This window comes from Labrenzia sp. PO1, from assembly GCF_012273635.1.
Classification (GTDB): domain Bacteria; phylum Pseudomonadota; class Alphaproteobacteria; order Rhizobiales; family Stappiaceae; genus Roseibium; species Roseibium algicola.
Map to the genome: position 1 here is coordinate 1,325,189 of NZ_JAAXCR010000001.1, position 26,996 is coordinate 1,352,184.

Below are 26,996 nucleotides of genomic sequence, written 5' to 3' on the forward strand. Positions count from 1 at the left end.
GTCATCGAAGGTTCAGGGCGCTTGCAAATTTGCCGCGATCACCGCCTGACCGAGCGCAAGGCCGCCATCGTTGGCGGGCACACTTTTGTGGTTGAGAACGGTGTAGCCATCGGCTTCCAGCTTCTCGGTCAGGCCGTCGCGCAAGAAGGCGTTCTGGAAAACGCCACCGGAAAGAACGACCTTGCCGGATGGTCTTGCGCCCGCAGCCGACAGGCCGCGCGCAAGGCCGTCGATCAGGCCCTGGTGAAAGCGCGCGGAGATAGTCTCATGCTTCACCCCCGATTTGAGATCGCCAAGAAGCGCAGGCCAGACCTTGTCGAACGACAGCAATACGGTCTCCGACGTCGTCACCTCCACCGGATATCCTTCCTTGCCAGCCACGGAGCCTCGCGCCAGTACCTCCAGCTGCATCGCAGCCTCACCTTCGAAACCTTGCTTGTCCGGACAAATATCAAGCGCGGCAGCCACCGCATCAAACAGTCGCCCGGCAGAGGACGTCATCGGTGCGTTGACACCTTTCTGCATCATCTGACCAAGCAGCTTTGCCTGATGGCCGGCAAACCTGGTTTCCAGACCGGTTCCCACCAGGTTGGCGCGGTAGTTCACTCCAAAGGCAGTAAACAATTGCGCTGCCAGATTGCGCCACGGCTCCCGGTTTGCAGCCTCTCCTCCCGGCAACGGCACTTGCCGGAAATGGCCACGCCGCACGAAGCCGCCGTAGCCTCCCTGCAGGATTTCACCGCCCCAAACCGTCCCGTCCGCACCCCAGCCTAGCCCGTCCAGAACAACGGCATGAACGTTCCCGGTCATCGCCTTGTCTTGCCCCTGGTCAGCCAGACAGGCCGCAAGATGCGCATGGTGATGCTGCACCCGAACCAGCGGCAGGCCACGCTCCTGAGCAAAGTCTTCGCCGGTCCGCGTCGACAGATATTGCGGATGTGCATCGACGGCGACAATATCAGGTTCGAACTGGTAGAGGTCCAGATAGAGCCTCAGCATCTTCTTGTAGTCCGCAAGGGTCGGCGCGTTTTCAAGATCGCCGATATGCTGCGACAGGACTGCATTGCGGCCGTCGAGAAGGCAGAAGGTCGCCTTCAGCTCTCCCCCAAAAGCAAGAACCTTCGGCGCCCCCTCGAAAGAAATGGGCAGACGGATCGGCGACGGAGCGTATCCGCGCGCGCGGCGCAGGATGGAAACGCCGGATCGATCCTGACGAACGACGCTGTCATCCAGCCGGTTGACCACGTCGCGGTTGTGCATCAGGAACCCGTCGACAATGCCTGCAAGGTTGTGCCGGGCACATTCGTTTTGTGTTTCCTGCGGGTTCTCGGAAAGATTTCCGGAGGTCAGCACGATCGGCCCCTTCAGCTCGGCCATCAGCAGATGGTGCAAGGGGGTGTTCGGCAGCATGACACCCAGGCGGTCGAACGGACCGGCGATACCGGACGCCAGTGGTGCGCCCGCTTTCTTGAGTAGAACGATCGGTGCCGCCGGGCTTTCCAGCAGCGCCACCTCTTTTGCATCAGCCAAGGCGAAGTCCCGGATCTGGTCCAGATCCCGCGCCATAAGGGCGAGTGGCTTCACCGGACGGTGCTTGCGCAACCTCAGCTTTTCAATGGCGCTCTGATTGCCTGCATCGACCGCTATCTGAAACCCGCCAAGACCCTTGATCGCCAGAATGGCACCGCGCCCGAGCCGCTCGGCGGCAAGGACGACAGGATCGCCATCAACAGCTCGTCCGTCTTTGTCTTCAAACCAGAGTTTCGGCCCACACTGCGGACAGGCAATCGGTTGGGCATGGAAGCGTCGGTCAGCCGGGTCTTCATATTCGATGCGGCACGCCCGGCACATTTCGAAGGCCGCCATGGCTGTCGAGGCCCGGTCATAAGGAATGTGCCGTAGAATGGACAGGCGTGGTCCGCAATGGGTGCAATTGGCAAAGGCATAGCGGTAACGCCGGTCGGCCGGGTTGCGGATGTCGGCCAGGCAGGCCGGACACGTTGCGGCGTCCGGCACCACGCCAGTGGCGACCTTGCCTTCTTCACTCGGCAGAATTCTGAAATCTCCGGCATCGGGCGCACCTGCCAGATCGGACACAACAATCTGGTCGATACGTGCCAGCAGTGGCGCGTCCGATTGCAGACGGCTCAGAAAAAGGTCAAGCGAGCGCTCGTCACCACTTGCTTCGATCAGCACACCTTCGCCGTCGTTCAGCACATGACCGGCAAGACCCAGGCCCCTTGCAAGCTGCCAGACAAACGGCCGAAACCCGACGCCCTGGACAAGACCCCTGATCCGTATGGATTTGGCTGACCTCAATGGACCTGTTTCTTGCACGCGCTCAAGATCTCTGGATTGCCCGACACCGCCGCCGACGATGACCTTCATTTCTCGCCAGCCACGAGGCACCGCCCCTGTGGAGGCACGGATCAGTAATCCCCTGAATGGCGAATGATTTCCAGATGGATATTTTTTGAATGACCCGCAATCGAGGCACGCGCAGCCCGAACGGGAGCTCGAGGTAGCCTGTCGGAGAAAGGCCTCAAGGTTTGTGGAACAGAGGGGAAATGCTCCTGCTCCGGACGACTTTCCGCCCGGAGCAGTGCTGGATCACTCAGCGCAGCGGGCGCTGCGCAAAGGTATTATAGGCCTGTTGCCCGTTCGAACCGTTTCTGGTTTCCAGGCGTTCCAGATTGATGATGGCCGACAGCATCAGCCGGTCCTGGCTCCAGTCCGCCGGTTTCTGGATCGATAGTGCCGACAGGAAAACCACCGCCACCATGGGCAGCACGGCCAGGCAGGTAACGCCCCAATGAGGACGAACCCGATTGGTCTCCAGCAAGGCCTCCACGCGGCGGCGCAGTTTCGCGGCCGGGGAACGGCGAAGCAGCTTGTCCTGCACCTCCAAAAGGGCAACGGCTGCGATCCCGACGGAACGTTTGCGCGCTTCCTTGTCCTGGCGCTTGCGGATCCCCGCCTGGGCGGCGCGGAGCAGACACATGCAATAGGACCTCAGGTCCACATGGGCGTTTTCGGCGACCTTCTGATCGCAGGCCAGTTCACGCAGACGCTCGACTTCCGACTTCCACATGTAGAAGAACGGGTTCCAGAAGAACAGCGGGCGCAGCAGTTCAAGCCCGATTTCCCAGGTGACATCGCCCTGGCGCAGATGCTGGAACTCGTGCTTGAGAACCAGCTTCAGGTCTTCCGGCTCGGCCAGCAGGTCGGACGGAATGACCACGTAGTGGCGCCTCAGCCCACGTGCGGAAAACGGCACCATTGCGCGATCCGACAGCAGCAACAGCACACGGCCATTGCTCCGCCATTCATGGCAGGTTGCCAGCACCCGGTACAATCGGACGAAGCTGACGACAAGCTTCAGCGCGAAATAGCTGAACCCGGCCACGAAAGCCAAAGCAATCCCGGCACCCAGACCGGTAGACAGGGTCAGGATCGTTTCGCTGATCTGCGTGCGCAGTCCAAGCAGCGACTGAAAGTCTTCCGCCGAAATGGCGATGCCGCCACGCAGGTACTGCGACACGGCGTAATCGGCCAGGTTGACGGACATGGTCCGGGGGACCACCTCCGCCGACAGCATGTGCTGGTAGCCCATGACGGCGAAGGGTGTTAGCAGGATCAGGGCGAACAAGCCGTTCAGCAGCCCAAGCTGTACGGAAAAGTCGACCTTCTTGCCGGAACGGGCCAGCAGAAGTTTGGCGCTCAGCCACACCATTGCGGTAATGGCCAGTGTGATGTTCAGATCGATATAGATATCGAAAATCTGGTTAAGTAGCGTCATCTGTCCTCCTCCTGTCCAGCAACGCTCTGATTTCCTCCAGATCGTCTCCCGATAGTTCGTATTCATCGACAAGTCGGGCCACGAGGGACGCCGGTGTGCCGTCGAACAGTTTTTCTGAAAGGTTTCGGAGAGATCGGGACTGGTAGGTATCCCTGGTCAGCCGAGGGGAATAGATGAATGTCTTGCCTTCTTTGCGGCTGTCCACGAAGCCTTTTTCATCCAGGATCCGCATGATGGTGGCGCAGGACGTATAGGCGAGTTTTCTCTCCGGCGGCAGACATGCAAGGATGTCCCGCACGGAACCTTCGCCGAGTTTCCAGAGTTCGGTCATGAACTCCAGTTCGACTTCGGTCAAAAACTCGTTGCTCTTACGCTTTCTCATTACAGTCCTGCACCGATTGCGGAATGGATGTGGCTTACGCATCTATTCATGCACCAGAATATCGGAAATTACTATGTCTTTAGTCGACGAAGGTGTTCGGGTTTCTCCCCTGATCGTGACCACCTGATGGACGAAGCGCGCGGGAAACCCGCGCGCCTTTATTCACATCAGACTTTCCAGAAGCAGAAGACGCCCCAACCGATGCTCAGAGCGAGCGGCCACCAGAGCGGGTTGCCCACCAGGCCAAGCCAGGCCAGGAAGATATAGGCCGTTCCGAGCAAGGTGATGAAGAGGCGGTCGCCGCGGGTCGTTTCAAGTCCCAGGACACCGCGCCGGGCAGCGCCACCGGGAAATTTCACTTCCAGAGCAGTCAGCACCCCGATTGCGGAGAATATACCGACGAACAGCAGAGCCGTCGGCAGGGTCCAGGCCATCCAACCGAGCATCATACCCTCCCCAGGGCAAAGCCCTTGGCTATGTAGTTACGGACAAAATAGATGACGATGGCGCCGGGAATGATGGTCAGGGTCCCGGCGGCCGCCAGCAGACCCAGTTCGTAACCGGCGGAGGAAGCGGTTCGGGTCATCACGGCGGCAATGGGTTTCGCCTCGACGGCGGTAAGTGTCTTGGACAGCAGCATTTCCACCCAGGAGAACATGAAGCAGAAGAAGGCGGCCACCCCGACGCCGGACTTGATGGCCGGCAGGAAGATCGTCATGAAGAAGCGCGGGAAGGAATAGCCGTCCACATATGCGGTTTCGTCCAGTTCCTTCGGTACCCCGCTCATGAAACCCTCCAGGATCCAGACCGCCAGCGGCACGTTGAACAGGCAGTGTGCCAGTGCAACGGCAAGATGGGTGTCGAACAGGCCGACGGCGGAATAGAGCTGGAAGAACGGCAGCGCGAAGACGGCCGCCGGAGCCATACGGTTTGTCAGCAGCCAGAAGAACAGGTGCTTGTCGCCCACGAAGGAATAGCGGGAGAATGCATAGGCTGCCGGCAGCGCGACGGTGATCGAAATGACCGTGTTGATGGTCACGTAGATGATCGAGTTGATGTAGCCCCAGTACCAGGTCGGATCGGTGAAGATCTCGATGTAGTTGGCGAAGGTCCAGGTCTGCGGGAACAGGGTGAACCCGGACAGGATCTCGTTGGTGGTCTTGAAGCTCATCGCGACGAGCCAGTAGATCGGCAACATCAGGAAGAGAATGTACAGGATGGGAACCAGGCTTTTCAGGCGCATGACGGTTCTCCTCAGGACTTGTTATCGTTCATCGTCATCAGCGTGTAGAACAGCCAGGAGGCGAACAACGTGATGGCGAAGTAGATGAGGGACATGGCGGCTGCCGGTCCAAGGTCGAACTGACCCAGCGCGATCTTCACGAGATCGATCGAGAGCAGCGTCGTGGAGTTGCCCGGACCACCGCCCGTCAACACGAAAGGCTCGGTGTAGATGTTGAAGCTGTCCATGAAGCGCAGCAGCACGGCAATGGTCAGCACCGTTTTCATCTTCGGCAACTGGATGAAGCGGAACACCGCCCACCGGGAGGCTCCATCGATTTCCGCCGCCTGATAATAGGCGTTCGGGATCGAAACCAGACCGGCATAGGCCAGGAGCACCACCAGCGACGTCCAGTGCCAGACATCCATGACGATGATCGTCACCCAGGCAGCGATCGGGTTCTGGGTCATGTCATAGGAGATGCCCAGGGTGTGGTTCAGGAAGTAACCGAGTAGACCGATGTCCGGCAGGGTGAAGATGTTCCACATCGCGCCGACCACGTTCCACGGGATCAGCATCGGCAAGGCCATGGTGACGAGGCAGAACGGCACCCAGAACCCCTTCTTGGGCATGGACAGCGCAATCGCGACACCAAGCGGCACCTCGATAATCAGGATCAGGAAAGTGAACAGGAACTGCCGTCCGAGCGCATTGTGAAAACGCTCCGAGCGAAGCACCTGCTCGAACCAGTCCAGACCCTGCCAGAAGAACAGGTTGTCGCCGAAGGTTTCCTGAACGGAGTAGTTCACCACGGTCATCATCGGGATGAGCGCGTTGAAGGCGACAAGAATGAGCACCGGGGTTACGAAGAACCAGGCGCGTTGATTTTGCGTTTTCATCGGGCCCCTCCCTCAGGCTGGCTCGCCAGCCAGCCGTCCTTGTAGAGACGCGTCTGGGATTGTTTGAAGTCGAGCATCACGTCGTCTCCGGCATTGGGCGCTTCGCCCTCCAGAATGGCGTTGATACGCATGTCATGAGCGATCGCCTCAACCACCTTGTGGCGGCCGATATCGGCAACCTTGCGGACCTTCGCCGCAATGCCTGCACCGTCGGCAGACACCTTGACGAATTCCGGACGGACGCCGATCTCCGCCGTGCCGTCGCCGGCGGCAATCACCGGGCCTTCCAGCGCGACCTTTTCACCGCGGAAGAACGCGGCGCCGTTCTGGACGTCGCAGGGTAGGACGTTCATTCCCGGAGAGCCGATGAAGTGACCGACGAAAGTGTGGGCCGGACGTTCGAACAACTCCACTGGCGTCCCGATCTGCACGACTTCACCGTCCTGCATCACCACCACCTGGTCGGCGAAGGTCAGCGCTTCGGTCTGGTCGTGCGTCACGTAGATCATGGTCGCCTTGACCCGCTGATGAAGCTCTTTCAGCTTGGATCGCAGCTTCCATTTCAGATGCGGGTCGATCACCGTCAGCGGCTCGTCGAACATGACGACGTTGACGTCCTCGCGGATAAGGCCGCGGCCCATGGAGATCTTCTGCTTGTTGTCCGGCGAAAGATTTGCCGCCCGGACCTTCAGCATGTCGCTGACTTCCAGCATTTCGGCGATCGCGGCGACCCGGCGCTTGACCGTGTCCTCGTCCCGCCCGCGGTTTCTGAGCGGAAAGGCCAGATTGTCGTAGACGGTCATCGTGTCGTAGATGACCGGAAACTGGAACACCTGCGCGATATTGCGCTTTGCCGGCGGCAGCGAGGTGACGTCCTGATCGTTGAACAGGATCTTGCCTTCAGAAGGAACCAGCAGGCCGGAAATGATGTTCAACAGCGTGGACTTGCCGCAGCCCGACGGGCCAAGCAGAGCATATGCGCCGCCGTCATCCCACGTCAGGTCGATCTTCTTCAGCGCGTAATCCGCATCGCTCGCCGGGTTGGGCTGGTAGCTGTGACGCAGATTGGAGAGTTTGATTTGTGCCATGATGTCCTCTCCTCAGGCGACCAGCTGGCCGTCAGGCGCAAAGAAGAAACAATGGCTCGGATCCAGGTAGAAAGTGTGGACCTCGCCGACGGAATAGGGATGAACACCGGGTGACAGAGAGACCCAGGCGTTGCCGTCCATGTCGAAATGGGCACTGCTTTCCGAACCGCTGAGCTCCGTCACCAGTACGTGTCCGTCAAGCTTCACGGTATGATGCGCACTTGCCACCGGCATCACGTGATTGGGCCGGATCGCAAGGGTGTAGGCGCCATCCCGAAGACCCGACGCAGCACCTGTGGCCTGCCAGCTCGTAACCTCGTTCAGGATCACCAGGTCTCCGCGCTTGGTCACCGGAGCGACATTGATCGGCGGGTTGGAGAACACCTTGGCGGCATCCAGATCCTTCGGCTTGCGATAGATGTCGGCGGTCGGGCCGAACTGCACCACGTTGCCGTCGGTCATGAGGGCCGTGTGCCCTCCCAGAAGAAGGGCCTCTTCAGGCTCGGACGTTGCGTAGACGACGACCGCGCCGCGGCCTGCAAAAAGTTCCGGAAGCTGGTCGCGCAGTTCCTCGCGCAGCTTGTAGTCGAGGTTGGCGAGCGGTTCGTCGAGGAAGACCGCATCGCTTTCCTTGACGATGGCCCGCGCCAGCGCGGTGCGCTGCTGCTGGCCGCCCGACAGTTCATGCGGCTTGCGGTTGAGATACGGGTTCAGCTTCATCAGCTTGGCCGCTTCTTCCACCCGGCCTTCGATCTCCGACCTGGCAACACCTGCAACCTTCAGCGGCGAGGCGATGTTGTCGAAGACAGACATATGCGGGTAGTTGACGAAAAACTGGTGCACCAGGCTGATGTTGCGCTTTTGCGCGGAAAGGCGGGACACGTCCTTGCCATTGAGCACGATCTGCCCTGTCGCCAGGCTGTCGAGACCAGCCATCAGCTTGATCAGCGAGGTCTTGCCCGAGCCGGTTTCCCCAAGCAGAACGTTGAAGTGACCGGGATGCAGCGTCAGGCTCGTTTCCTTGACATGGGTGATGCCTGCAACGCGCTTGCTGACGTTCTTAAGTTCTAGAGACATTTATTTTTCGCCCGCGTCCGGACAGGTGCAAGTGGCGAAACATCGATTTCGCGCCCTGTCGCTTCGGATCGGTGGTGGACCGGGGAGACGCCCCGGTCCGGTTTGTTGGGTGATGGGTGCCCGGGCATCATGTTCTGCATGGCAGACACGATGCCCTTGCACGTCGCGCTCAGGTTTACTTTTCAGCCCAGCGTGCGACCAGCTCGTCGTAGTTCACGGTCTGGCCCTGCGGCTTCTCGTTTTCGAGCTTTGCCTTCGGTGCGCCCGGCTTGTTCAGCCATTCTTGCGGATCCGACTCTTCGTTCAGACGCGGACCGCAGCCACCGTAGACGTTGGCGCGTTCGTCAGCCTGCTGCATGCGGGCCATGACGATGTCCATTTCCTGTGCCAGACGATCCATGGCTTCCTGCGGCGTGAACGCGCCGGAGTTCACGTCACCGATCTGCTGCCACCAGATCTGGGCCAGCTTCGGATAGTCCGGAACGTTGATGCCGGTCGGGGACCAGGCAACACGGTCCGGCGAGCGATAGAACTCGACCAGGCCGCCGAGCTTCGGAGAACGCTCGGTGAAGGACTCGTGACGCACGGTACTGTCGCGAATGAAGGTGAGACCGACATGGCTCTTCTTCACGTCAACCGTCTTGGAAACCACGAACTGGGCATAGAGCCAGGCTGCTTTCGCACGATCCACCGGAGTGGAGTTCAGGATGGTCCAGGAACCCACGTCCTGGTAGCCGACCTTCTGGCCTTCTTCCCAGTAAGGACCATGGGGGCTCGGAGCCATGCGCCACAGCGGCGTGCCTTCGTCGTCAACCGTGTTGTTGCCTTCGGACTTCGGCTTCACCATGTCCGCGGTGAACGCGGTGTACCAGAAGATCTGCTGGGCAACGTTGCCCTGGCTGAGAGCCGGCAGGGACTGATAGAAGTCGAAGCTGGCAGCACCCGGAGGCGCGTAGTTGCGCAGCCATTCGTCCCACTTGCGGATCGCGTAGACGGCCGCCGGGCCGTTTGCAGCACCACCGCGGGAAACCGAAGCGCCAACCGGGTTACAGGTGCCGGCTTCCATGCGGATGCCCCACTCGTCAACCGGTACGCCGTTCGGCTCGCCCTTGTCGCCTGCACCCGCCATGGACAGCCAGGCATCGGTCATGCGCCAGCCGAGGTCCGGTGCGCGCTTGCCGTAGTCCATGTGACCATAGATCTGAACGCCGTCGACTTCCTTAACGTCCTTGGTGAAGAATTCGGCGATGTCCTCATATGCGGACCAGTTGACCGGCACGCCGAGTTCATAACCGTATTTTTCCTTGAAGGCTGCCTTCAGGTCTTCACGGTCGAACCAGTCCTTGCGGAACCAGTAGAGGTTTGCGAACTGCTGGTCAGGCAACTGATAGAGGTCGCCGTCCGGGCCAGTCGTGAACTGGGTGCCCATGAAGTCTTCCAGGTCGAGACCCGGGTTGGTGACATCCTTGGCGTCGCCGTTCATCCAGTCGGTCAGGTTGTAGGCGAGCTGCAGACGGGAATGGGTGCCGATCAGGTCGGAGTCGTTGACATAGGCGTCATAGAGGTTCCGGCCGGTCTGCATCTGGGTCTGCACGGCCTGCACCACTTCCCCTTCGCCGAGAATCTGGTGATTGACCTTGATACCGGTGATTTCTTCGAAGGCCTTGGTCAGAACTTCCGACTCATAGGAGTGCGTCGGAATGCCTTCGGACAAGACATTGATTTCCATACCCTTGAACGGTTCGGCCGCATTGATGAACCACTGCATTTCTGCAAGCTGCTCATCTTTTGACAGAACGGATGGCTGGAATTCCTGGTCGATCCACTTTTGCGCCGCTGCTTCATCGGCAAAAGCGGACCCTGCCCCCGCAAGCACAGCACCAGCTGCGACTGCGGTGAGTAGATACTTACGCATCTGCATCTCCTCCCGTGAGATATTAAACGCCGTCATTAACCGGCTACGAATAGATGGTCACAGCATCGCCATGTTGTCAAACTAAATTTTTAGTAGATAATCAAGCCTACTCAAAAGAGTGGCAAAATATTGTTTTCAAAGGCTTTTCAAGAACAGGAACGCCCCCTGCACTCGACCCGAAAACCCGGTCACCTGTCGACCAGCACCGTCAGTGTGGCACAATCTTGACATCAGATGTAGCACGAAATCGGGTTTCGAGTCTTTCATATTTTTCTACATCATACTTCTATTGAGGTTCGTTTTGCATCGCAAAACGAAATCCGAATACTGACTTTGCACTGCAGCGTGGCCTGCTCGCCCGTGTCCCCAGCCTGTCTGCACCCCGGATACGACGTTCGCCGGGCAGGTCTTCACGATCGTCTGTCGCCCATTGGCTGCTGGACGGGCATCTATGGCAGAAAAAATTCCTGTGTTGACGCACACCATCCAGCGGCTATCTCACTGCTTGGACAAGCTGCCGGCGCAAGAGCGGCCTTCAAAGGAAGGATGACCCGATCCGATGACCTCTTTTTCCACCGATGCACCGGTCTTGGTAACAGGTGCCACGGGCTATGTTGCCGGCTGGCTGGTGAAGGAATTGCTCGATGCCGGAATTACGGTGCACGCTGCTGTCCGCGACCCGGACCGCAAGGACAAGGTCGCACACCTTCAGGAGATTGCGGCCGGATCTCCGGGCACCTTACGTTTTTTCAGGGCCGACCTGCTGGAGGAAGGTTCCTACGCCGAGGCGATGGCAGGCTGTGCCATCGTCTTCCACACGGCCTCCCCTTTCACCACATCGGTCAAGGACCCGCAGAGAGAACTGATCGAGCCCGCAGTGAAAGGCACACGGAGCGTTTTGGAAACCGCCGCGCGGACTGCAAGTGTCAAACGCGTGGTCGTCACCAGTTCCTGCGCGGCCATCTACACGGATGCAGTCGACTGCTTAAAAGCCCCGGGTGGCAAACTGACGGAGGAGGTCTGGAACACCACCGCCTCTCTCGAATACCAGCCCTACAGCTTTTCCAAGACGCTTGCGGAACAGGAAGCCTGGAAGATCGCCAGGGCTCAGGATCGCTTCGAGCTGGTCACCGTCAATCCGTCGCTGGTGATCGGTCCGGCCCTTAACGCCAGGCCGACATCCGAAAGTTTCAACATCGTCCGCCAGATGGGCGACGGCACCATGAAACGGGGCGCTCCGAAACTTGGCCTTGGCGTCGTGGATGTGCGTGACCTTGCCAGGGCACATATGGAGGCGGGTTTCCGGGAAGAGGCCGAGGGCCGGCATATCATCTCCGGCCACGACACCAACATTCTGGAACTCGGCAAGGCCTTGATCGAGAAATACGGCGAACGTTATCCGGTGCCTCGCCAGTCGCTACCCAAATGGATCGTCTGGCTGGTCGGGCCGATCGTCGGCGGTATTTCACGGAAATTCGTCACCAACAACGTCGACGTGAAATGGCGCGCCGACAATTCCAAAAGCAAACGCGCCCTCGGCGTAACCTACAGGCCGATGAAAACCTCCATGGAAGAGATGTTCCAGCAGATGATCGATACAGGTGCGTTCGGGAAGTAGCTCGCTTCAGACCACACCATCTGCGTTCGCTGAGATCACGGCATGGATTGCAGGGTCAAGCCCTGCAATGACGGAAGCCGGGCAAAGTATCGCCGTGTCCATGCCCTCTATTCTCCCACTTGCTCGCCGTCATCCCATGGCTCGTCCATGGGATCCATGCGTTGCCCTTGCGCCAAACCGCAGCCCCGGCAGGCATGGTCAAGGTGCGGATTACAGGGGCAAGCCCTGGAAAGACCGAAGTTAGGTGAGGAGTAATTTCGCCGGCAAAGGTAATTGACCCCAGCCCCATACTTCCTGCGAGCCGGGACCCGGAAGCCCCACGATTTCAAAAAGAAAAAGGCGCAGCCCTGAGACTGCGCCTTTCGCAAAGCTTGGAGAACCCGCCGGGTCTTACATCTTGCACTCGGCTGAATAGGCATCACCGTGATCGGTCAGGGCCGTTCCGACGATCTTGTTGGTGTAGACATCACCTTCCTTGATCACCTCGCGAACATAGATGTCCTGGATCGGATGATGGTTCGGGCCGAAGCTGAACTTGCCGCGCACGGACGGGAAGTCAGCTGCTTCAAGCGCTGCGCGGAAACCGTCAGCGTCCGTCACATCCGCTTTCGCCATGGCCGACAGCAGCAGATTGGCCGTGTCGAAACCCTGGGCCGCATAAAGCGACGGCAGGCGACCGTATTCGGCCTGGAAGCTTTCAACGAAGGCCTTGTTGGCATCGTTGTCGATATCCTTGCTCCACTGGCTCGTGTTCTTCACGCCCAGTGCAGCATCCCCGACGGCCTGCAGGATACCCTGATCAAAGGAAAAGGCCGGACCAACGACCGGAAGGCCGACGCCGCTGTCGGCATATTGCTTCAGGAAGGAAATACCCATGCCGCCAGGCAGGAAGAAGAACACGCTATCGGCGCCCGATGCGCGGATCTGGGCAATCTCGGCCGCATAGTCGGTCTGGCCCAGCTTGGTGTAGATCTCACCCGCCAGTTCACCATCGTAGTAGCGCTTGTATCCGGTCAGCGAATCCTTGCCGGCCGGATAGTTCGGCGCGAGGATGAAACTCTTCTTGAAACCGGCTTCCTTGGCGTAGGCACCTGCCGCCTCATGCAGGTTGTCGTTCTGATAGGCAACACTGAAATAGTTCGGGTGGCAGCCCTTGCCGGCCAGAGCGGACGGACCGGCGTTCGGTGACAGATAGAACTTGCCCTGGGCCGTGACAGACGGCACGACGGCCATGGCCAGGTTCGACCAGATAATGCCGGTCAAGACGTCGACCTTGTCCGACTGGATCATCTTGTCGGCAAGCTGAACCGCGACGTCCGGCTTGCGCTGGTCGTCTTCGATGATCACTTCCAGGTCCTTGTTGCCGGCCTGTTTGACCGCCAGCATAAAGCCGTCACGTGCATCGATGCCAAGACCTGCACCACCGCCGGACAGGGTCGTGATCATGCCGACCTTGACGGGTTCGGCCTGTGCCGCTCCCGCCAGAAGGGCCACCAGGCTGGCGGCCGCAGCAAATTGTTTCAACATAGGAAATCCCCTCTTCAGTCCCTTGAGCCCGCTTGCGGGGCTCTTGAAACGACACTCTATCGGCACAAACGCCGATGGCAAACATGCAATTCGTCCAAGAATGACGAGACGCAGACTGTTTCAGAGCGCAGTGCGCACATGCCAGAGCTCGGGGAAGAGTTCGACTTCCAGCATGCGCTTCAGGTAACTGACGCCGCCGGTTCCGCCGGTTCCACGTTTGAAGCCGATCACCCGTTCCACGGTGGTGACATGATTGAAGCGCCACCGGCGGAAGTAGTCTTCCAGATCAACCAGTTTCTCACCGACCTCGTAAAGGGCCCAATGGGCGGACGGATCTCGGTAAACCTTCTGCCAGAGCGTCATGATCGCGGGAACTTCGAGATGTGGAGCAGAAGCAGGTACCGCAATGGCGTCATCCGGCACATCGAGACCCTGGCGGCGGGCGAATGCCAGCACGACCTGGTAAAGGCTGGGGCGGGCCAGCTCCGCATTCAGCAAAGCAACGCTTTGCGCGTCGTGCTCGTGCGGTCGGATCATTGCCGTGTTCCGGTTGCCCAGCGCATATTCGATCAGCCGGTATTGCAGCGACTGGAAGCCCGAGGACATGCCGAGGGCATCCCGGAACTGGGTATAGTCGCTCGGCGTCATTGTCCGCAGCACATCCCAGGCAGAATTCAGTTGCTCCATGATCCGGCTGACCCGGGCAAGAAGCTTCATCGCCTGCGGCATGTGATCATCGGTAATCGCATCGCGAGCGGCGTTCAGCTCATGCAGCATGAGCTTCATCCACAATTCCGACGTCTGGTGCTGAATGATGAAAAGCAGTTCGTCGGAAGCGTCCGACAAGGGGGCCTGTGCATTCAGAATCTGCGTCAGCCCCAGATAGTCGCCATAGGACATCTTGTCCGCAAAGCGCATCTCGGCGCCTTCCGCTTCCGGATTATAGGCTTTGCCCGGTTCGGCTTCGTCGCTCATGGCTCTCTCCCGCTGGGCTCTTCAAATGGCCCTTCCAAGGCATCTATACCGTCCGGACAGCAGACTTGGATAGGTGAGAATTCAAAGTGTTACGAGAAAAGAAACAACAGCCGTCCCCTTCCAGCCGACACGCCGGTCAACTGCCGGCAGCTTCCAGAATGGCGTCAGCTGAAAAATCGTAGTGGCTATGATTGGAAGACGATTTGCAGAAACGTGCAAAGTCGATCTTGTCCCAATTCCCGTCACCAAGCCTGCTGAGATATAGCTCGACGTTCTGGGTGGTGATCGGCGACATCTTGAACACGACATCGACGAAAACTTCCCCCTGAACACTTCTGAAGAAATGATCCCTCAGCATCACGATCGCCCAGGCACCTGCAAAGAAATGCCCGCCATGAGTCATGGTCAGTTCGTTGGACCGTACCGCGTTCATGCCGCGGTTCGACCAGTTCAACCCGGCGAACAATATATCCTTGCCGATGTTCAGCCCGGCATCGGTTGCTGCACGCTGTGCACCGAAAGCAATGTCATCGTTCGCACCCCAGACGACGTCAATTCGCGTACGGTTCAAAACGCTTTTCGTCCGCGCGAAAGCAAGTTCCTCGCTCCAGTCGACCGGAATGGCATGGACCAGTTTGACGTCGCTGTTGTCTGCGACAGCCCGCAACATGCCGAGTTCCCGCTGCAATCCGGCAGGCGTGGTTGAATCGCCAGTCAGGGACAGCAACCGGATTTCCCCTTCATCCGGGTTGAGCCGCCGCGCTTCGGCAAACAACGACTGTGCCATCTCGTAACCGGCCGTTTCATTGTCCGGAACGACCGAGGCGATAATACCATGAAGATCGATGTTCCTGCGTTCCAGGTCGACCCGTTGCTTCGGTGTCAGCTTGTTGAGCAGAAACAGAACCTTGCTCTCCCGGCCCTCCATAAGCTGCATCAGACGGGCAGCCGCCTGGTTCTCGTTGACCAGAATGAAATAGTCCGGCAGCTCCCCCTGTTCCAGCCGGAGGCTGAGAAGCTCTTCCATGCCGTAGGGACGCCGATCGGCGTGCAGGATTTCCAGGTCGACGTTCAGATCGGCAGCAGCCGCCATCATGGTTCTGGACACGTCACCCCAGAAACCGGTCTCACCACCCGGATTGATGAAGGTCACGCGGAAATCCGCCGCCTGGACCACGCCGGCTGCTACCCAGAACCACACCATGCACAGCAGTCTGACGATCATCATTATCCTTCGCTCTTCATCCTTGCCCGTCCCGTCTTGGAGCTCTTCACGCAAGAACGGCCCCGCTTCAGATCACGGACATTCACCGCAGCACCGGTTGAATGTTCGAAAGCCGAACGGAACCTTGACATGGGGCCGGACGATCGCACCGAAACAGTGCCTGGTCATACCCCCGGCGTCATATTAGCCACCACAAATATGTTCTGCAGAAGTGGCAACCACTTACGCACATTTTATTGGCGCATATCCAAAGATTGCCAGAAACCGGTTCCTGAGGCATTCCTACCTGAAACCCGGCCGCAACAGAGCTCATGCCTGCTGGCCGTTCGCTGGCAGCCGGCACCTTGATCCGATTGTGTTAATCAATCCGAAATTAGCACAGGAAAAGCGCTCGTCAGAGCCGGCTTCGCCGGAAGGATTGCATCGTGTTTAACGAACCCTGACCGGCGACACGAGATTTCACCTGGTTTCCGGTCTTCTCCTTTCACAAGATGCTTGCAGCCCATTCGTGAGGCGAAACTGCCTACAGAAAGACGTGGTTATGCGTTTGATTTTGTGAAAACCTGACACTCGCGCTTTGAAACGGACAAATACCGGGACCCTGTAAATGTCAATTCGTGCAAGCATTTATCACCTGACCCATTACCGATACGACCGTCCGGTTACCTTAAGCCCGCAGATTATCCGCTTGCGGCCGGCCCCTCACAGCCGCACCCGGGTCCTGTCTCACTCGTTGAAGGTTTCGCCCGAAGGGCACTTCGTCAATCACCAGCAGGACCCCTACGGCAACTGGCTGTCCCGCTTCGTGTTTCCCGAGCCTGTACGCGAATTCAAGATCGAAGTGGATCTGGTCGCCGACATGGCCGTCTACAATCCCTTCGATTTCTTCATCGAGGAGAGCGCGGAAGAATGGCCCTTCGACTATCCGCCGGAACTTCGCGAAGATCTTCAGATTTACCGTCGCCTCGACCCGACCGGCCCGCACATGACCGCGTTCCTGGAATCGGTCCCGAAGGATCGCCAGAGAACCGTCGACTTCATCGTCGGGCTGAACGCCAAAGTCTCCCAGACCGTCAATTATGTCATTCGCATGGAGCCTGGCGTACAGACACCGGAAGAAACCTTCGAGAAAGGAACCGGGTCCTGTCGCGATTCCACCTGGCTGCTGGTTCAGGCGCTGCGCCATCTCGGTTTTGCCGCAAGGTTTGTCTCCGGATATCTCATCCAGTTGAAGCCGGATCTGGAAGCACTGGACGGCCCCTCCGGCACCGATCACGATTTCACCGATCTTCATGCCTGGGCCGAGGTCTTCCTGCCGGGTGCAGGCTGGATCGGGCTCGATCCGACCTCCGGCCTTCTGGCAGGCGAAAGCCACATTCCGCTGGCTGCGACGCCGCATTACGTCAACGCCGCCCCGATTGTCGGCATGGCAAGCAAGGCGGAGGTCGACTTTGCCTTCGACATGAAGGTGGCCCGCGTCGCCGAACATCCGCGCATCACCAAGCCGTTTTCAGACGATGCCTGGTCGGCACTCAATCAGCTCGGCACCAAGGTCGACCGGATCCTGTCGCAGGAGGACGTCCGCCTGACCATGGGCGGTGAACCCACATTCGTCTCGATCGATGATTTCGAAGCCGCTGAATGGAACACCGACGCGGTCGGCCCGACCAAACGCCAGAAGGCGGACATTCTGATCCGCCGGCTGCGTGAACGCTTTGCCCCTGGAGGGTTCCTGCATTACGGCCAGGGGAAATGGTACCCGGGTGAAACCCTGCCCCGCTGGACTTTCTCGCTCTACTGGCGCCGCGACGAAAAACCGATCTGGCATGATCCGGATTTGATCGCGGAAGAAGGCGACGATACCAAGGCCAGCGCAGATCAGGCCGCAGCGCTGCTGCAGGAGATCGCAACGAAGCTGGAAATCGACCCGGACCACGTGGTGGCCGCCTATGAAGACCCAGCGGTGTGGCTGGTGAAGGAAGCCAACCTTCCGGAAAATGTCACCCCGAAAAATTCCAAGCTGGAGGATGCCGAGGCCCGGCATCGTATTGCCCGTGTCTTCGACCGCGGGCTGACCGAACCTGCCGGACATGTGCTGCCGATCCAGCGCTGGCAATCGAAGGCCGGCGGACACCGCTGGCGATCCGAACGCTGGAAGCTGCGCCGTGATGCGCTGTTCCTCGTACCCGGAGACAGCCCTGTCGGCTACCGCCTGCCGCTGGAATCCCTGCCCCATGTCCCACCGGCCCAATACCCCTACACCAACATCGCCGATCCGACCGTCCCCCGCGATCCGTTGCCGGAGTTTCCTGCGGGCCCGCGCGCTGACCGCAGGCAGGATGTTGCCCATTTCACCGCCAGCGAAGGCCAGCAGGACCGGCGGGAACAAACCCTGACGGACGACGAATTTGGCGGAGCATCGGTCCGAACAGCGCTGTCGGTGGAAGCTCGCGACGGACGTCTTTGCGTCTTCATGCCGCCGGTGGAACGGATCGAGGACTATCTGGAACTCATCTCGGTGGCGGAATCTGCCGCAGCTGACTTGAACCTGCCGGTTCATATCGAAGGTTATCCGCCCCCGCCCGACCCGCGCATGAATGTCATCCGCGTTGCACCGGATCCGGGCGTCATCGAGGTCAACATCCATCCGGCATCCAGCTGGCAGGAATGTGTCGCGATCACCGAAGGCGTCTATGAAGAAGCCCGGCAGTCGCGGCTCGGTGCCGACAAGTTCATGATTGACGGCAAGCACACGGGCACCGGCGGCGGCAACCATGTGGTAGTTGGCGGCGCGACTCCACTCGACAGTCCGTTCCTGCGCCGGCCTGATCTCCTGCGCAGCCTGATCCTGCACTGGCAGCGCCATCCAAGCCTGTCCTACCTGTTCTCCGGCCTCTTTATCGGCCCGACCTCGCAGGCTCCGCGCGTCGATGAGGCCCGTCATGACGGCCTTTACGAGTTGGAAGTCGCGCTGTCACAGATCCACCGCCCAGATGAAGGGGCAACGCCGTTCCCCTGGCTGGTTGACCGGTTGCTGCGCAACCTTCTGGTGGATGTCACCGGCAACACCCACCGGGCGGAAATCTGCATCGACAAGCTCTATTCGCCCGACGGCCCGACAGGACGGCTGGGCCTCGTCGAGTTTCGCGGCTTCGAAATGCCGCCGGACCCGCGCATGAGCCTTGCCCAGCAGCTGTTGCTGAGGGCGCTCATTGCGCGCTTGTGGCAGCAGCCACTGTCCGGCAACCTGACCCGTTGGGGCACGGCCCTGCACGACCGGTTCATGCTGCCGCATTATGTCTGGACCGATTTTCTCGACGTCCTGGGTGATCTGGAGCATCACGGTTTTCAGATGCGTCCGGACTGGTTCGAAGCCCAGGCCGAATTCCGCTTCCCCTTCTGCGGAGAACTCGAGGTCGATGGTGTTCACCTTGAACTTCGACAGGCGCTGGAACCCTGGCACGTACTGGGCGAGACCGGCGCCATCGGTGGCACCGTGCGCTATACGGACAGCTCCACCGAACGTCTTCAGGTCAAGCTCACCACCAGCGATCCGGACCGTTACGCCGTCACCTGTAACCGGCGGACCTTGCCGCTCAGGAAAACCGAGACCAACGGCGTTTCGGTTGCCGGTGTCCGTTACAAGGCCTGGCAACCGGCCATGGCGCTGCACCCCGTGCATCCGGTCGACGCTCCGCTGACCTTCGATATCTTCGATCGCTGGAGCGGCCGGGCCCTTGGTGGCTGCGTCTATCATGTTGCTCATCCGGGCGGACGGAACTATGACACGTTTCCTGTCAACGGGAACGAGGCAGAAGCCCGCCGCCTTGCAAGGTTCGAGCCGCACGGCCATACGCCGGGGCTCTATCTTCCGGGGCTTGAACGGCCGCATCCGGAGTTTCCGTTGACGTTGGACCTGCGCAGACCGCAGAATGTCTGACGAACCGGCAGCCCCGCCGACTGGAAACGATGCATGAGCTTGGACGAAAACGCAGAACCCGGAGCGCTTCGCTACGGCCTCTTGAAGGCCTATCGTCCCTTTCCGGATGTTTCGGACGAGCTGCTCTTCCCTGATGGCCGGGTAAGACCGGTCTGGCGGCCGTTTCTAGAGCATCTGAGCGCTCTGACGCCGGAGGAAATCACCGAGCGTTTCGCGCGCGGCAATCAGTATCTGAACGATGCCGGGGTCTATTTCCGTCAATACGGGCAGGACGGGGCGAATGAGCGGGAATGGCCGTTGAGCCATATTCCGGTGATCATCAGCCAGGACGACTGGCAGGTGATTGCAGACGGTCTGACCCAGCGCGCCGAACTTCTGGAACAGGTTGTCGCCGATCTTTATGGCGACAACAGGCTGGTGTCCAACGGCTATCTTCCGGCAAGCCTGATTGCGCAAAGCCCGGAGTGGCAGCGCCCACTGGTGGGCATCAAGCCGAAATCCGGACACTTTCTGCACTTCCTGTCGTTTGAGATCGGCCGCGGGCCGGACGGAACCTGGTGGGTTCTGTCCGACAGGGCACAGGCGCCTTCCGGTGCCGGCTTCGCGCTGGAAAACCGGGTCGCAACCGGACGCGTCTTCAACGAGTTCTTCGCCCGTGCCAATGTCCATCGGCTGGCCGGGTTTTTCCGGCGGTTCCGCGACCACCTGGTCGAGCTGCGTGGAGAAAGCGAAAGCCGCGTTTCGATCCTGACACCAGGCCCGCTGAACGACACCTATTTCGAGCATGCCTACATCGCCCGCTATCTCGGTTTCATGCTGCTGGAAGGTGAGGACCTGACCGTTGAAAACGGCAAGCTGATGGTTCGCACGGTCGCCGGGCTGAGACCCGTCAGCGTTCTCTGGCGGCGCCTTGATGCCGCCTGGGCCGATCCGGTGGAATTGAACGAAACCTCTCACATCGGTACACCGGGTCTTGTTCAGGCGGTCCGCAGCGGCGCAGTCACCATGATCAATGCGCTCGGCACCGGCATTCTGGAAACACGCGCGCTCCTTGCCTTTCTGCCGCGCATCAGCGAACACCTGCTCGGCGAGCCGCTGAAACTGCCGAACGTCGCGACCTGGTGGTGCGGTGAAGAGGGAACCAAAGCCTACGTGAAGGAAAATGCGGAAGGCATGATGTTCAGCCCCGCGCTGTCGACCGCGCTGCCCTTCACGTCCTCCCATACCGATTTTATCGGCAAGGATTTCGACAAGTTCCACAAGGGCATTCTGGAAACCTGGATCGACAGCAAGAGCGACAAGCTGGTCGGGCAGGAAGCCGTGACCCTGTCGACGACGCCTGCTTATGACAACGGGCTTCTGGTCCCCCGGCCGATGAGCCTGCGCGTCTTCCTGGCCCGAACGACCAACGGCTGGGAAGTCATGTCTGGCGGCTTTGCCCGGATCGGACAAACGGAAGATGCAAGTGCGATCGCCATGCAGGCGGGCGGATCCGCGGCCGATGTGTGGATCGTCGGCGGTCAGAAGCCGCACAAGGAAACCTTGCTCCACCAGACGGAATCGCCGTTCTTCAAATCACAGACCGGTTCCCTGCCATCGCGCGCAGCCGACAACCTGTTCTGGCTCGGCCGCTACGTGGAGCGTGCGGAAGGCGCGGTGCGGCTGCTGCGTGCCTATCATGCCCGTTTGATGGAAACGGCGGACCCGGAAGCCCCGCTTGTGGCATTGACGGCGGAATATCTGGACAAGATCGGCATGGCGCCCGTCGAGCCGGTTCCCGATGGCCTGTGCGACATGCTGCAATCGGCCGTCGCCAGCGCTGCAAAGGTACGCGACCGGTTTTCCGTCGATGGCTGGCTGGCGCTGAACGACCTTGCCCAGGCCGCGAACGGCGCCAAGCGCACGATGCGCGACAATGCCGACGTTACCAGAGCCATGGGCCTGCTGCTGCGCAAGATCACCGGTTTTTCAGGTCTTGTGCATGAAAACATGTACAGGTTTATCGGCTGGCGTTTCCTGTCCATCGGCCGTGCACTGGAACGCGCCCACCGGATGGCTGATCTCCTGTCGGTCTTTACCGACGAAGACGCCCCGGAAGGCTCTCTTGAACTGCTGCTTGAGGTTGGCGACAGCGCCATGTCCATGAGCCGGCGTTATGCGGTCTCTCTCAGCCATGCCACCGTGCTGGACCTTTTGGCGATGGACACCAAGAACCCGCGCGCGGTGCTCTACCAGCTGACCGACATGAAAGACCATATCGGCGTGCTGCCCAATGCGACGGAAAACGGACATCTGTCGGAGCTGGCCCGCTCCGTCCTGCAGGTTCACACACTTCTGGCAATCGCCACCCCGGAGACACTGACACCGGCTTCTCTTGCCGATCTTCGCGATCAGATCTCCTATCTCTCCGTGGAGCTGACCGATGCCTATATCCGGTAACGGACGGTCGCTTTCACCCGACACGCCCGACGCGAGGCGCCCGTGCATTACGATGTAACGCTTGAAATCACATACGACTATGCCAGCCCGGCCAACTACGGACATCATGCGCTCCGTCTGATGCCGGCGACCATTCCCGGCGAGCAGAAGCTGATGGCGGGGCAGATCCATATCGTGCCTGGCCCTTCTGAGCGTCACGACCGGACGGACTTCTTCGGCAATGCTGTCACCGACGTTGCCTACCGGCGCAGCCACAGCGAACTCAGTTTCAAGCTTAAGGCCCGTATCGACAGAACCGCGGTGCCGGAAGAACTCGACATTTCACCGCCGTTGCACGCGCTGGCAAGGGAGCTCTCCGGCGTTCAGTCTCTTGCCCCCAGGGCGCCGGTCCATTTTCTTTCCGCCTCGCCGCGCCTGCCTCTCGACCCCGCGTTTGCAGTCTATGCGCAGGACCATGTCGTCCCGGGCATGAGTACGATTTCCGCCGTCGAAGCCATCGGCAAGGCCTTGAACACGGACATGCGTTTCGATGCCGAGGCCACAACAGTCGACACTCCGGCCATCGAGGCGTTCGAGCGGCGTCATGGCGTCTGTCAGGATTTTTCGCACATCATGATCGCATGCCTCAGAAGCATCGGCATTCCGGCAGGCTACGTCAGTGGCTTTCTCCGGACCATTCCGCCGGAAGGCCAGGAACGGCTGGAAGGTGCGGATGCCATGCACGCCTGGGTCAGGGCCTGGTGCGGCATCGAGATCGGCTGGATCGAATATGACCCCACCAATGCCCTCAGGGTCGGACAGGATCACATCGTTGTCGCGCATGGCCGCGACTATGGAGACGCGGCACCGGTGAAAGGCGTGTTGCGCACGTCAGGATCCCAAACCACCGATCACAAGGTCGATGTTGTTCCGCTTTGAAACATGGTTTTTCAGGCCGCTCCATCTGAACACCGCCTCCGGAATTTTATCGCGAGATATCCCCGACTGAGCAGGGCGAGCCTGTTTCCATCATCGCCGTTTTGCTAAAATGTGGAACGCGACCAAGGGGAGCTGGTTATGCGTTCGTTTCTTCATGCCATCGTGTTTTTGCTGGTATCAACCGGCACCGTGCAGGCAGGTTACGATCAGTCCAAGGACTGGTTCCATGCCAGGGACTGGCGAGAACGGGTCCGGATCCAGTTCCTGCTGGTCTTTACGGGAGACTACGCCTCACAGGTGGACGGAACCTTCGGCAGGCTCACCTATAACGCACTCACAACTTTCCAGAAGCACCGGGACTTCACCCCGAACGGTGTGCTCGACGATGAGCAGATGCAGATCCTCCAGCGCGATGGCCTCGACCTTGTCGAACGGGTTGGTTTTGAAACCTACAAGGACGCCGTTTCCGGATTGCAGCTCGGCGTTCCGGGCAAGCTCTTCGAACCGTCCACCCAGACGCCGCGCGGACACCTCTGGCGGGCCTACGACAACAGCATCGAACTGGAAACCCTGCAGGTTTCGGCGGAAGAAACCGACTACGCGGCCCTCTACAAGCGTCTGACCGATACCAGCGACGGGCGGACCGTGGAGCACAAGCAATTCCGGAATGACTACTTCGTCGTCTCCGGTCGGCAGGATGGGCGTGATTTCTACCTCCGCATGATGAAGACCTCTTCGGACAGCCGTGGCTTTTCGCTTGCCTGGCAGGCACGCCATGCCGTCTTCATGGACCGCGTGGCAGTTGCCATGTCGAACAGCATGACGTTTTACGATGGAGCGGACGAGGAGAAACTGGACGCGGTCACATCAGCTCCCGGCCTGCAGGTTCTGGAAGAGGACAACAGCAGCGATCCGCTTCCCAAGGGAGCACGCAAGGATATTATCGGCCGCAAGACCTCCTCCTCCGGCAGCGGCTATTTCCTGACGAGCAAAGGCCACATCGGCACCAATGCGCATGTGGTCGGCAACTGCCGCTCGCTGGATATTCCAGGCCACGGTACCGCGAGGCTGGTGAAAGCGGACACGGAAAACGACCTCGCGATCCTGCAGCTCGACAGCGGCAAGTCGGATCATGTTGCGCAGTTCCGCTCAAAACAGCCGATCGTTCGCGGAGAGGAGATTTTCGTGATCGGCTATCCCTTTGCCCAGATCCTGGACAACAACCTGAACTTCACTCCCGGCATGATCTCGTCGCTGGCAGGCGTCAAAGGCGACAGCCGCCATTTCATGCTGACAGCACCGGTACAGCCAGGCAATTCAGGTGGCCCGGTTCTGGACAGGACGGGAGCCGTCGTCGGCACCGTTGTTTCTCGTCTGGACAAGTTCAAGACGCTCAAACTGGCCGGTGACCTGCCGGAAAACGTGAATTTCGCGGTCAGGGGCAAGCTGATGGCGGAGTTCATGGAAGATCTCGGCCTGACGCCTTCCTACAACACCATCACCAACATCAAGAGCCCCACCCGGATCGACGAGGAGGCTTCTCAATACACCGTGCTGGTGCTCTGCCGGAACTGAACCCGCCGAAAAGGCAGGGCTCATTCCGACAGACAGTCTTAGCGGATAGCCTTGTCTTCGCCGTCGAAGAAATGCAGGCGGCTCTCGTCGAAGGTCAGACCAACACGAGTGCCCTCCTCCACGTCTTCGGCACCGCTGATGCGCACCAGGATCGTTTCAAGCCCGTCGAGCGCCACGTAAAGGAAGGTGTCTGCACCCAGATACTCGGCCACTTCCACCGTCCCGGTGCAATGCCCCTCGCCCGGCGTTGCAAGGCTGATGTGCTCCGGACGGATGCCGAGTTTAACCGGTGTTTGCCCGCTGCCGGCATACGGATAAGGACCGCCGCCATGCCCGCGCAGCGAAAACCGTCCTTCTTCGAGTGAACAGGGCAACACGTTCATCTTCGGCGAACCGATGAACTGGGCCACGAACAGATTGTCCGGCCGCTCATAAAGTTCGCGCGGCGATCCGACCTGTTCGATCCTGCCGGCATGCAACACCACGATCTTGTCGGCCAGCGTCATGGCTTCCACCTGATCGTGTGTCACGTAGATCATGGTGGTGCCGAGGCTCTTGTGGAGCCGGGCGACCTCAAAACGCATTTCAACGCGAAGCGCTGCGTCCAGGTTCGACAACGGTTCATCGAACAGGAAGGCACTTGGCTCGCGAACAATGGCGCGGCCGATGGCCACCCGCTGGCGCTGTCCACCCGAAAGCGCCTTGGGGCGCCGGTCGAGATATTCGTCCAGCTTCAGCACTTCAGCAGCCGCATTCACCTTGCGGTCGATCTCCGCCTTGGGAAAGCCTGCCGTCTTTAGACCGAAACCGACATTCTCGCGCACCGACATATGCGGGTAAAGCGCGTAGGACTGGAAGACCATCGACAGTCCCCGCCCCGATGGCGGCAGTGCAGTGACGTCCTTGCCATCGATTTCGATAGCACCACGGCTGGTTTCCTCAAGCCCTGAGATCAGACGCAACAGTGTCGACTTCCCGCAGCCGGACGGTCCGACAAAGATGACAAATTCGCCATCCTTGATGTCGAGGTCGATGCCCTTGATGACCTGCAGGTTGCCGAACCACTTTTCAACCTTGTTGAGCTGGATCGCTCCCATCGCGTCCCCCTTAAGCTGCCTGCTCGGCGTGTGAAGGCGAAGCCCAGGTCAGCCAGATGGCCGACGTCCAGGAGAACGATCCGCCACCTGCTCCTGCGCCCGTTTCCGGACTGAAATATTCCGCAAAGCCCCCGGTTTCGATCAGCCGTGCGGTGTCGGCGCGCAGTCGTTCGGCCCGGACGGCATCGCCTGCTTCGGCAAAGCCTTTCGCGATCATGTAATTGATCATCGCCCACACCGGTCCGCGCCAATACCGCAAGGGCTCGTAACTGCGGTGATCGGGATCATAGGACGGCATCAGGTATTCGACCCGCTCCGCGATCCTGTCAAAATGCGCCTGAAGCGCACCAAGGGTCTGCGGATCATGGAGCCCGGCATAGAGCGCCAGGAAGGAAGCACTGGAGATGCCATCTGTCTGCTTGCCGCGACGCTCGTCAAAAGCGACATGTGCCTTGACCTCATCATTCCAAAGCGTCCGGCTGCCTTTTTCCATCGCCGCGATCCACCCTCGGATCTCGTCGGCTTCCGCACTCATGCCGAGTTTTTCGGCCAGCGCGAGAAGATCCCGGTTGGCGCGCAGGAAGATGAAGGTAACGCCTGGGTCGGCAACGAAGAACGGGCAGGTTTCGGCGACTTTTTCCGGATCCCAGCCTACCTTTCGGCAAGCAGCGACAATGCTGAGATAACGGTCGTAGTCCTCCTTGTGCGGCCGCATGGCCGGATCGACATGAGAGGTGTCCTTCCGCTCATAGGGACCAATGTCCTTGACCTCGACCGCCCGCAGCGCCTCGTCCCAGTCCGGCAGGTTGTCCCGCCCGGATTCCCAGGGGTGAATGACGGCAATGACACCAAGGTTTTTCGGGTCGCGATAGGCAAGATACCAGCGATGCCAGGCCATCAGTTTCGGCAACAAGGCCTTCGCCCGCTCCAGCGCCTTGCCGGTCCGGTCAGCCTCCACCAGGCTATGGACGACGGACGCGGCCACCGGCGGCTGGGAATGACCGGAACTCGGGATCGGACCGCCGTCGGTTCCCCACACGCCCGGTCCGGGAAAATAGCTCGGATCGTCCTTGCGAAACAGGATGTGCGGCACCATTCCGTCGCGCCACTGGCCCTGGAACAGCATCTCGATTTCCTGCCAGGCCCGGTCCTGGTCGAATTCCGCAAACCCCAGGGCGACAAAGACGGAATCCCAGTTCCACTGGTACGGATAAAGACCCTTCGTCGGGATCGTGTACCCGCCCTGGTCGTTTTCGGTCAGGATGGCCTTTGCCGCCTGGTCTAGATCTGCGTGTGCCAC

Annotated in this window: 19 protein-coding genes; 5 read left to right on the forward strand and 14 right to left on the reverse strand. The window is 59.8% G+C overall.

Annotated elements, in window-relative coordinates; translation table 11 throughout:
• Positions 1 to 12: 12 nt before the first annotated feature.
• The 9 genes from hypF to HCG46_RS06240 all read right to left on the reverse strand — a co-directional run bounded on the left by hypF (position 13) and on the right by HCG46_RS06240 (position 10,382).
• Positions 13 to 2,388: a carbamoyltransferase HypF gene (gene hypF, locus HCG46_RS06200; protein ID WP_168685151.1), complete on the reverse strand. Its 2,376-nt coding sequence runs from the start codon at positions 2,386 to 2,388 to the stop codon at positions 13 to 15.
• A gap of 226 nt (positions 2,389 to 2,614) precedes the next feature.
• A complete protein-coding gene (locus tag HCG46_RS06205; RefSeq protein ID WP_023003072.1) occupies positions 2,615 to 3,799 on the reverse strand; it encodes a M56 family metallopeptidase in 1,185 nt (394 codons plus the stop codon).
• Positions 3,786 to 4,181 (reverse strand): BlaI/MecI/CopY family transcriptional regulator, encoded by a 396-nt coding sequence (locus HCG46_RS06210; RefSeq protein ID WP_023003071.1) that lies wholly within the window; start codon positions 4,179 to 4,181, stop codon positions 3,786 to 3,788. Before HCG46_RS06210 ends, HCG46_RS06205 begins: the two co-directional genes overlap by 14 nt.
• 167 nt (positions 4,182 to 4,348) lie before the next feature.
• Positions 4,349 to 4,630, reverse strand: coding sequence for a DUF2160 domain-containing protein (locus HCG46_RS06215; RefSeq protein WP_023003070.1), 282 nt, complete (start codon positions 4,628 to 4,630; stop codon positions 4,349 to 4,351).
• Positions 4,627 to 5,424, reverse strand: coding sequence for a carbohydrate ABC transporter permease (locus HCG46_RS06220; protein ID WP_023003069.1), 798 nt, complete (start codon positions 5,422 to 5,424; stop codon positions 4,627 to 4,629). Before HCG46_RS06220 ends, HCG46_RS06215 begins: the two co-directional genes overlap by 4 nt.
• Before the next feature lie 11 nt (positions 5,425 to 5,435).
• The gene (locus tag HCG46_RS06225; RefSeq protein WP_023003068.1) at positions 5,436 to 6,302 is read right to left on the reverse strand and encodes a sugar ABC transporter permease; all 867 of its coding nucleotides are present in this window, start codon (positions 6,300 to 6,302) and stop codon (positions 5,436 to 5,438) included.
• Positions 6,299 to 7,390 (reverse strand): ABC transporter ATP-binding protein, encoded by a 1,092-nt coding sequence (locus HCG46_RS06230; RefSeq protein WP_168685153.1) that lies wholly within the window; start codon positions 7,388 to 7,390, stop codon positions 6,299 to 6,301. The genes HCG46_RS06225 and HCG46_RS06230 overlap by 4 nt, the downstream gene beginning before the upstream one ends.
• Before the next feature lie 12 nt (positions 7,391 to 7,402).
• Positions 7,403 to 8,467 carry an ABC transporter ATP-binding protein gene (locus HCG46_RS06235; protein WP_062487252.1) on the reverse strand — a complete coding sequence of 355 codons (1,065 nt, stop codon included), beginning with the start codon at positions 8,465 to 8,467 and terminating at the stop codon, positions 7,403 to 7,405.
• Between the two features lie 175 nt (positions 8,468 to 8,642).
• Positions 8,643 to 10,382 (reverse strand): ABC transporter substrate-binding protein, encoded by a 1,740-nt coding sequence (locus tag HCG46_RS06240; protein WP_031270305.1) that lies wholly within the window; start codon positions 10,380 to 10,382, stop codon positions 8,643 to 8,645.
• A 559-nt stretch (positions 10,383 to 10,941) separates the two neighbouring features.
• On the opposite strand from HCG46_RS06240, the gene HCG46_RS06245 reads away from it, so the two are divergent.
• Positions 10,942 to 12,000, forward strand: a complete 1,059-nt coding sequence (locus HCG46_RS06245; protein WP_168685155.1) for an NAD-dependent epimerase/dehydratase family protein — start codon at positions 10,942 to 10,944, stop codon at positions 11,998 to 12,000.
• Positions 12,001 to 12,390: 390 nt separating this feature from the next.
• Here HCG46_RS06245 and HCG46_RS06250 read toward each other — a convergent pair whose 3' ends face one another.
• The 3 genes from HCG46_RS06250 to HCG46_RS06260 all read right to left on the reverse strand — a co-directional run bounded on the left by HCG46_RS06250 (position 12,391) and on the right by HCG46_RS06260 (position 15,730).
• Complete coding sequence (locus tag HCG46_RS06250; RefSeq protein ID WP_023003062.1) at positions 12,391 to 13,527, reverse strand: ABC transporter substrate-binding protein; 1,137 nt, start codon at positions 13,525 to 13,527, stop codon at positions 12,391 to 12,393.
• A 120-nt stretch (positions 13,528 to 13,647) separates the two neighbouring features.
• Positions 13,648 to 14,502: a tryptophan 2,3-dioxygenase gene (kynA, locus tag HCG46_RS06255; RefSeq protein WP_168685157.1), complete on the reverse strand. Its 855-nt coding sequence runs from the start codon at positions 14,500 to 14,502 to the stop codon at positions 13,648 to 13,650.
• A gap of 136 nt (positions 14,503 to 14,638) precedes the next feature.
• The gene (locus tag HCG46_RS06260; RefSeq protein WP_168685160.1) at positions 14,639 to 15,730 is read right to left on the reverse strand and encodes an ABC transporter substrate-binding protein; all 1,092 of its coding nucleotides are present in this window, start codon (positions 15,728 to 15,730) and stop codon (positions 14,639 to 14,641) included.
• A gap of 604 nt (positions 15,731 to 16,334) precedes the next feature.
• Here HCG46_RS06260 and HCG46_RS06265 point away from each other — a divergent pair.
• From HCG46_RS06265 to HCG46_RS06280, 4 genes are all read left to right on the forward strand, one after another.
• The gene (locus tag HCG46_RS06265) at positions 16,335 to 19,667 is read left to right on the forward strand and encodes a transglutaminase family protein (protein ID WP_168685162.1); all 3,333 of its coding nucleotides are present in this window, start codon (positions 16,335 to 16,337) and stop codon (positions 19,665 to 19,667) included.
• 33 nt (positions 19,668 to 19,700) lie between these two features.
• On the forward strand, positions 19,701 to 22,106 hold the full coding sequence (locus HCG46_RS06270; protein WP_168685164.1) for a circularly permuted type 2 ATP-grasp protein: 2,406 nt from the start codon (positions 19,701 to 19,703) through the stop codon (positions 22,104 to 22,106).
• A gap of 42 nt (positions 22,107 to 22,148) precedes the next feature.
• Positions 22,149 to 23,024 carry a transglutaminase family protein gene (locus HCG46_RS06275; protein WP_023003057.1) on the forward strand — a complete coding sequence of 292 codons (876 nt, stop codon included), beginning with the start codon at positions 22,149 to 22,151 and terminating at the stop codon, positions 23,022 to 23,024.
• A gap of 138 nt (positions 23,025 to 23,162) precedes the next feature.
• Positions 23,163 to 24,599 (forward strand): serine protease, encoded by a 1,437-nt coding sequence (locus tag HCG46_RS06280; RefSeq protein ID WP_168685166.1) that lies wholly within the window; start codon positions 23,163 to 23,165, stop codon positions 24,597 to 24,599.
• A 38-nt stretch (positions 24,600 to 24,637) separates the two neighbouring features.
• Here HCG46_RS06280 and HCG46_RS06285 read toward each other — a convergent pair whose 3' ends face one another.
• Together HCG46_RS06285 and HCG46_RS06290 are read right to left on the reverse strand one after the other, a co-directional pair.
• On the reverse strand, positions 24,638 to 25,696 hold the full coding sequence (locus HCG46_RS06285; RefSeq protein WP_168685168.1) for an ABC transporter ATP-binding protein: 1,059 nt from the start codon (positions 25,694 to 25,696) through the stop codon (positions 24,638 to 24,640).
• Between the two features lie 10 nt (positions 25,697 to 25,706).
• Positions 25,707 to 26,996: a trehalase family glycosidase gene (locus tag HCG46_RS06290; protein WP_168685170.1), complete on the reverse strand. Its 1,290-nt coding sequence runs from the start codon at positions 26,994 to 26,996 to the stop codon at positions 25,707 to 25,709.

What these genes read in the sequence shown, in the direction of transcription:
- hypF (WP_168685151.1), bottom strand. Translation starts at nt 2,388, where the DNA reads ATGAAGGTCATCGTCGGCGGCGGTGTCGGGCAATCCAGAGATCTTGAG.
- HCG46_RS06205 (WP_023003072.1), bottom strand. Translation starts at nt 3,799, where the DNA reads ATGACGCTACTTAACCAGATTTTCGATATCTATATCGATCTGAACATC.
- HCG46_RS06210 (WP_023003071.1), bottom strand. Translation starts at nt 4,181, where the DNA reads ATGAGAAAGCGTAAGAGCAACGAGTTTTTGACCGAAGTCGAACTGGAG.
- HCG46_RS06215 (WP_023003070.1), bottom strand. Translation starts at nt 4,630, where the DNA reads ATGATGCTCGGTTGGATGGCCTGGACCCTGCCGACGGCTCTGCTGTTC.
- HCG46_RS06220 (WP_023003069.1), bottom strand. Translation starts at nt 5,424, where the DNA reads ATGCGCCTGAAAAGCCTGGTTCCCATCCTGTACATTCTCTTCCTGATG.
- HCG46_RS06225 (WP_023003068.1), bottom strand. Translation starts at nt 6,302, where the DNA reads ATGAAAACGCAAAATCAACGCGCCTGGTTCTTCGTAACCCCGGTGCTC.
- HCG46_RS06230 (WP_168685153.1), bottom strand. Translation starts at nt 7,390, where the DNA reads ATGGCACAAATCAAACTCTCCAATCTGCGTCACAGCTACCAGCCCAAC.
- HCG46_RS06235 (WP_062487252.1), bottom strand. Translation starts at nt 8,467, where the DNA reads ATGTCTCTAGAACTTAAGAACGTCAGCAAGCGCGTTGCAGGCATCACC.
- HCG46_RS06240 (WP_031270305.1), bottom strand. Translation starts at nt 10,382, where the DNA reads ATGCGTAAGTATCTACTCACCGCAGTCGCAGCTGGTGCTGTGCTTGCG.
- HCG46_RS06245 (WP_168685155.1), top strand. Translation starts at nt 10,942, where the DNA reads ATGACCTCTTTTTCCACCGATGCACCGGTCTTGGTAACAGGTGCCACG.
- HCG46_RS06250 (WP_023003062.1), bottom strand. Translation starts at nt 13,527, where the DNA reads ATGTTGAAACAATTTGCTGCGGCCGCCAGCCTGGTGGCCCTTCTGGCG.
- kynA (WP_168685157.1), bottom strand. Translation starts at nt 14,502, where the DNA reads ATGAGCGACGAAGCCGAACCGGGCAAAGCCTATAATCCGGAAGCGGAA.
- HCG46_RS06260 (WP_168685160.1), bottom strand. Translation starts at nt 15,730, where the DNA reads ATGATGATCGTCAGACTGCTGTGCATGGTGTGGTTCTGGGTAGCAGCC.
- HCG46_RS06265 (WP_168685162.1), top strand. Translation starts at nt 16,335, where the DNA reads ATGTCAATTCGTGCAAGCATTTATCACCTGACCCATTACCGATACGAC.
- HCG46_RS06270 (WP_168685164.1), top strand. Translation starts at nt 19,701, where the DNA reads ATGAGCTTGGACGAAAACGCAGAACCCGGAGCGCTTCGCTACGGCCTC.
- HCG46_RS06280 (WP_168685166.1), top strand. Translation starts at nt 23,163, where the DNA reads ATGCGTTCGTTTCTTCATGCCATCGTGTTTTTGCTGGTATCAACCGGC.
- HCG46_RS06285 (WP_168685168.1), bottom strand. Translation starts at nt 25,696, where the DNA reads ATGGGAGCGATCCAGCTCAACAAGGTTGAAAAGTGGTTCGGCAACCTG.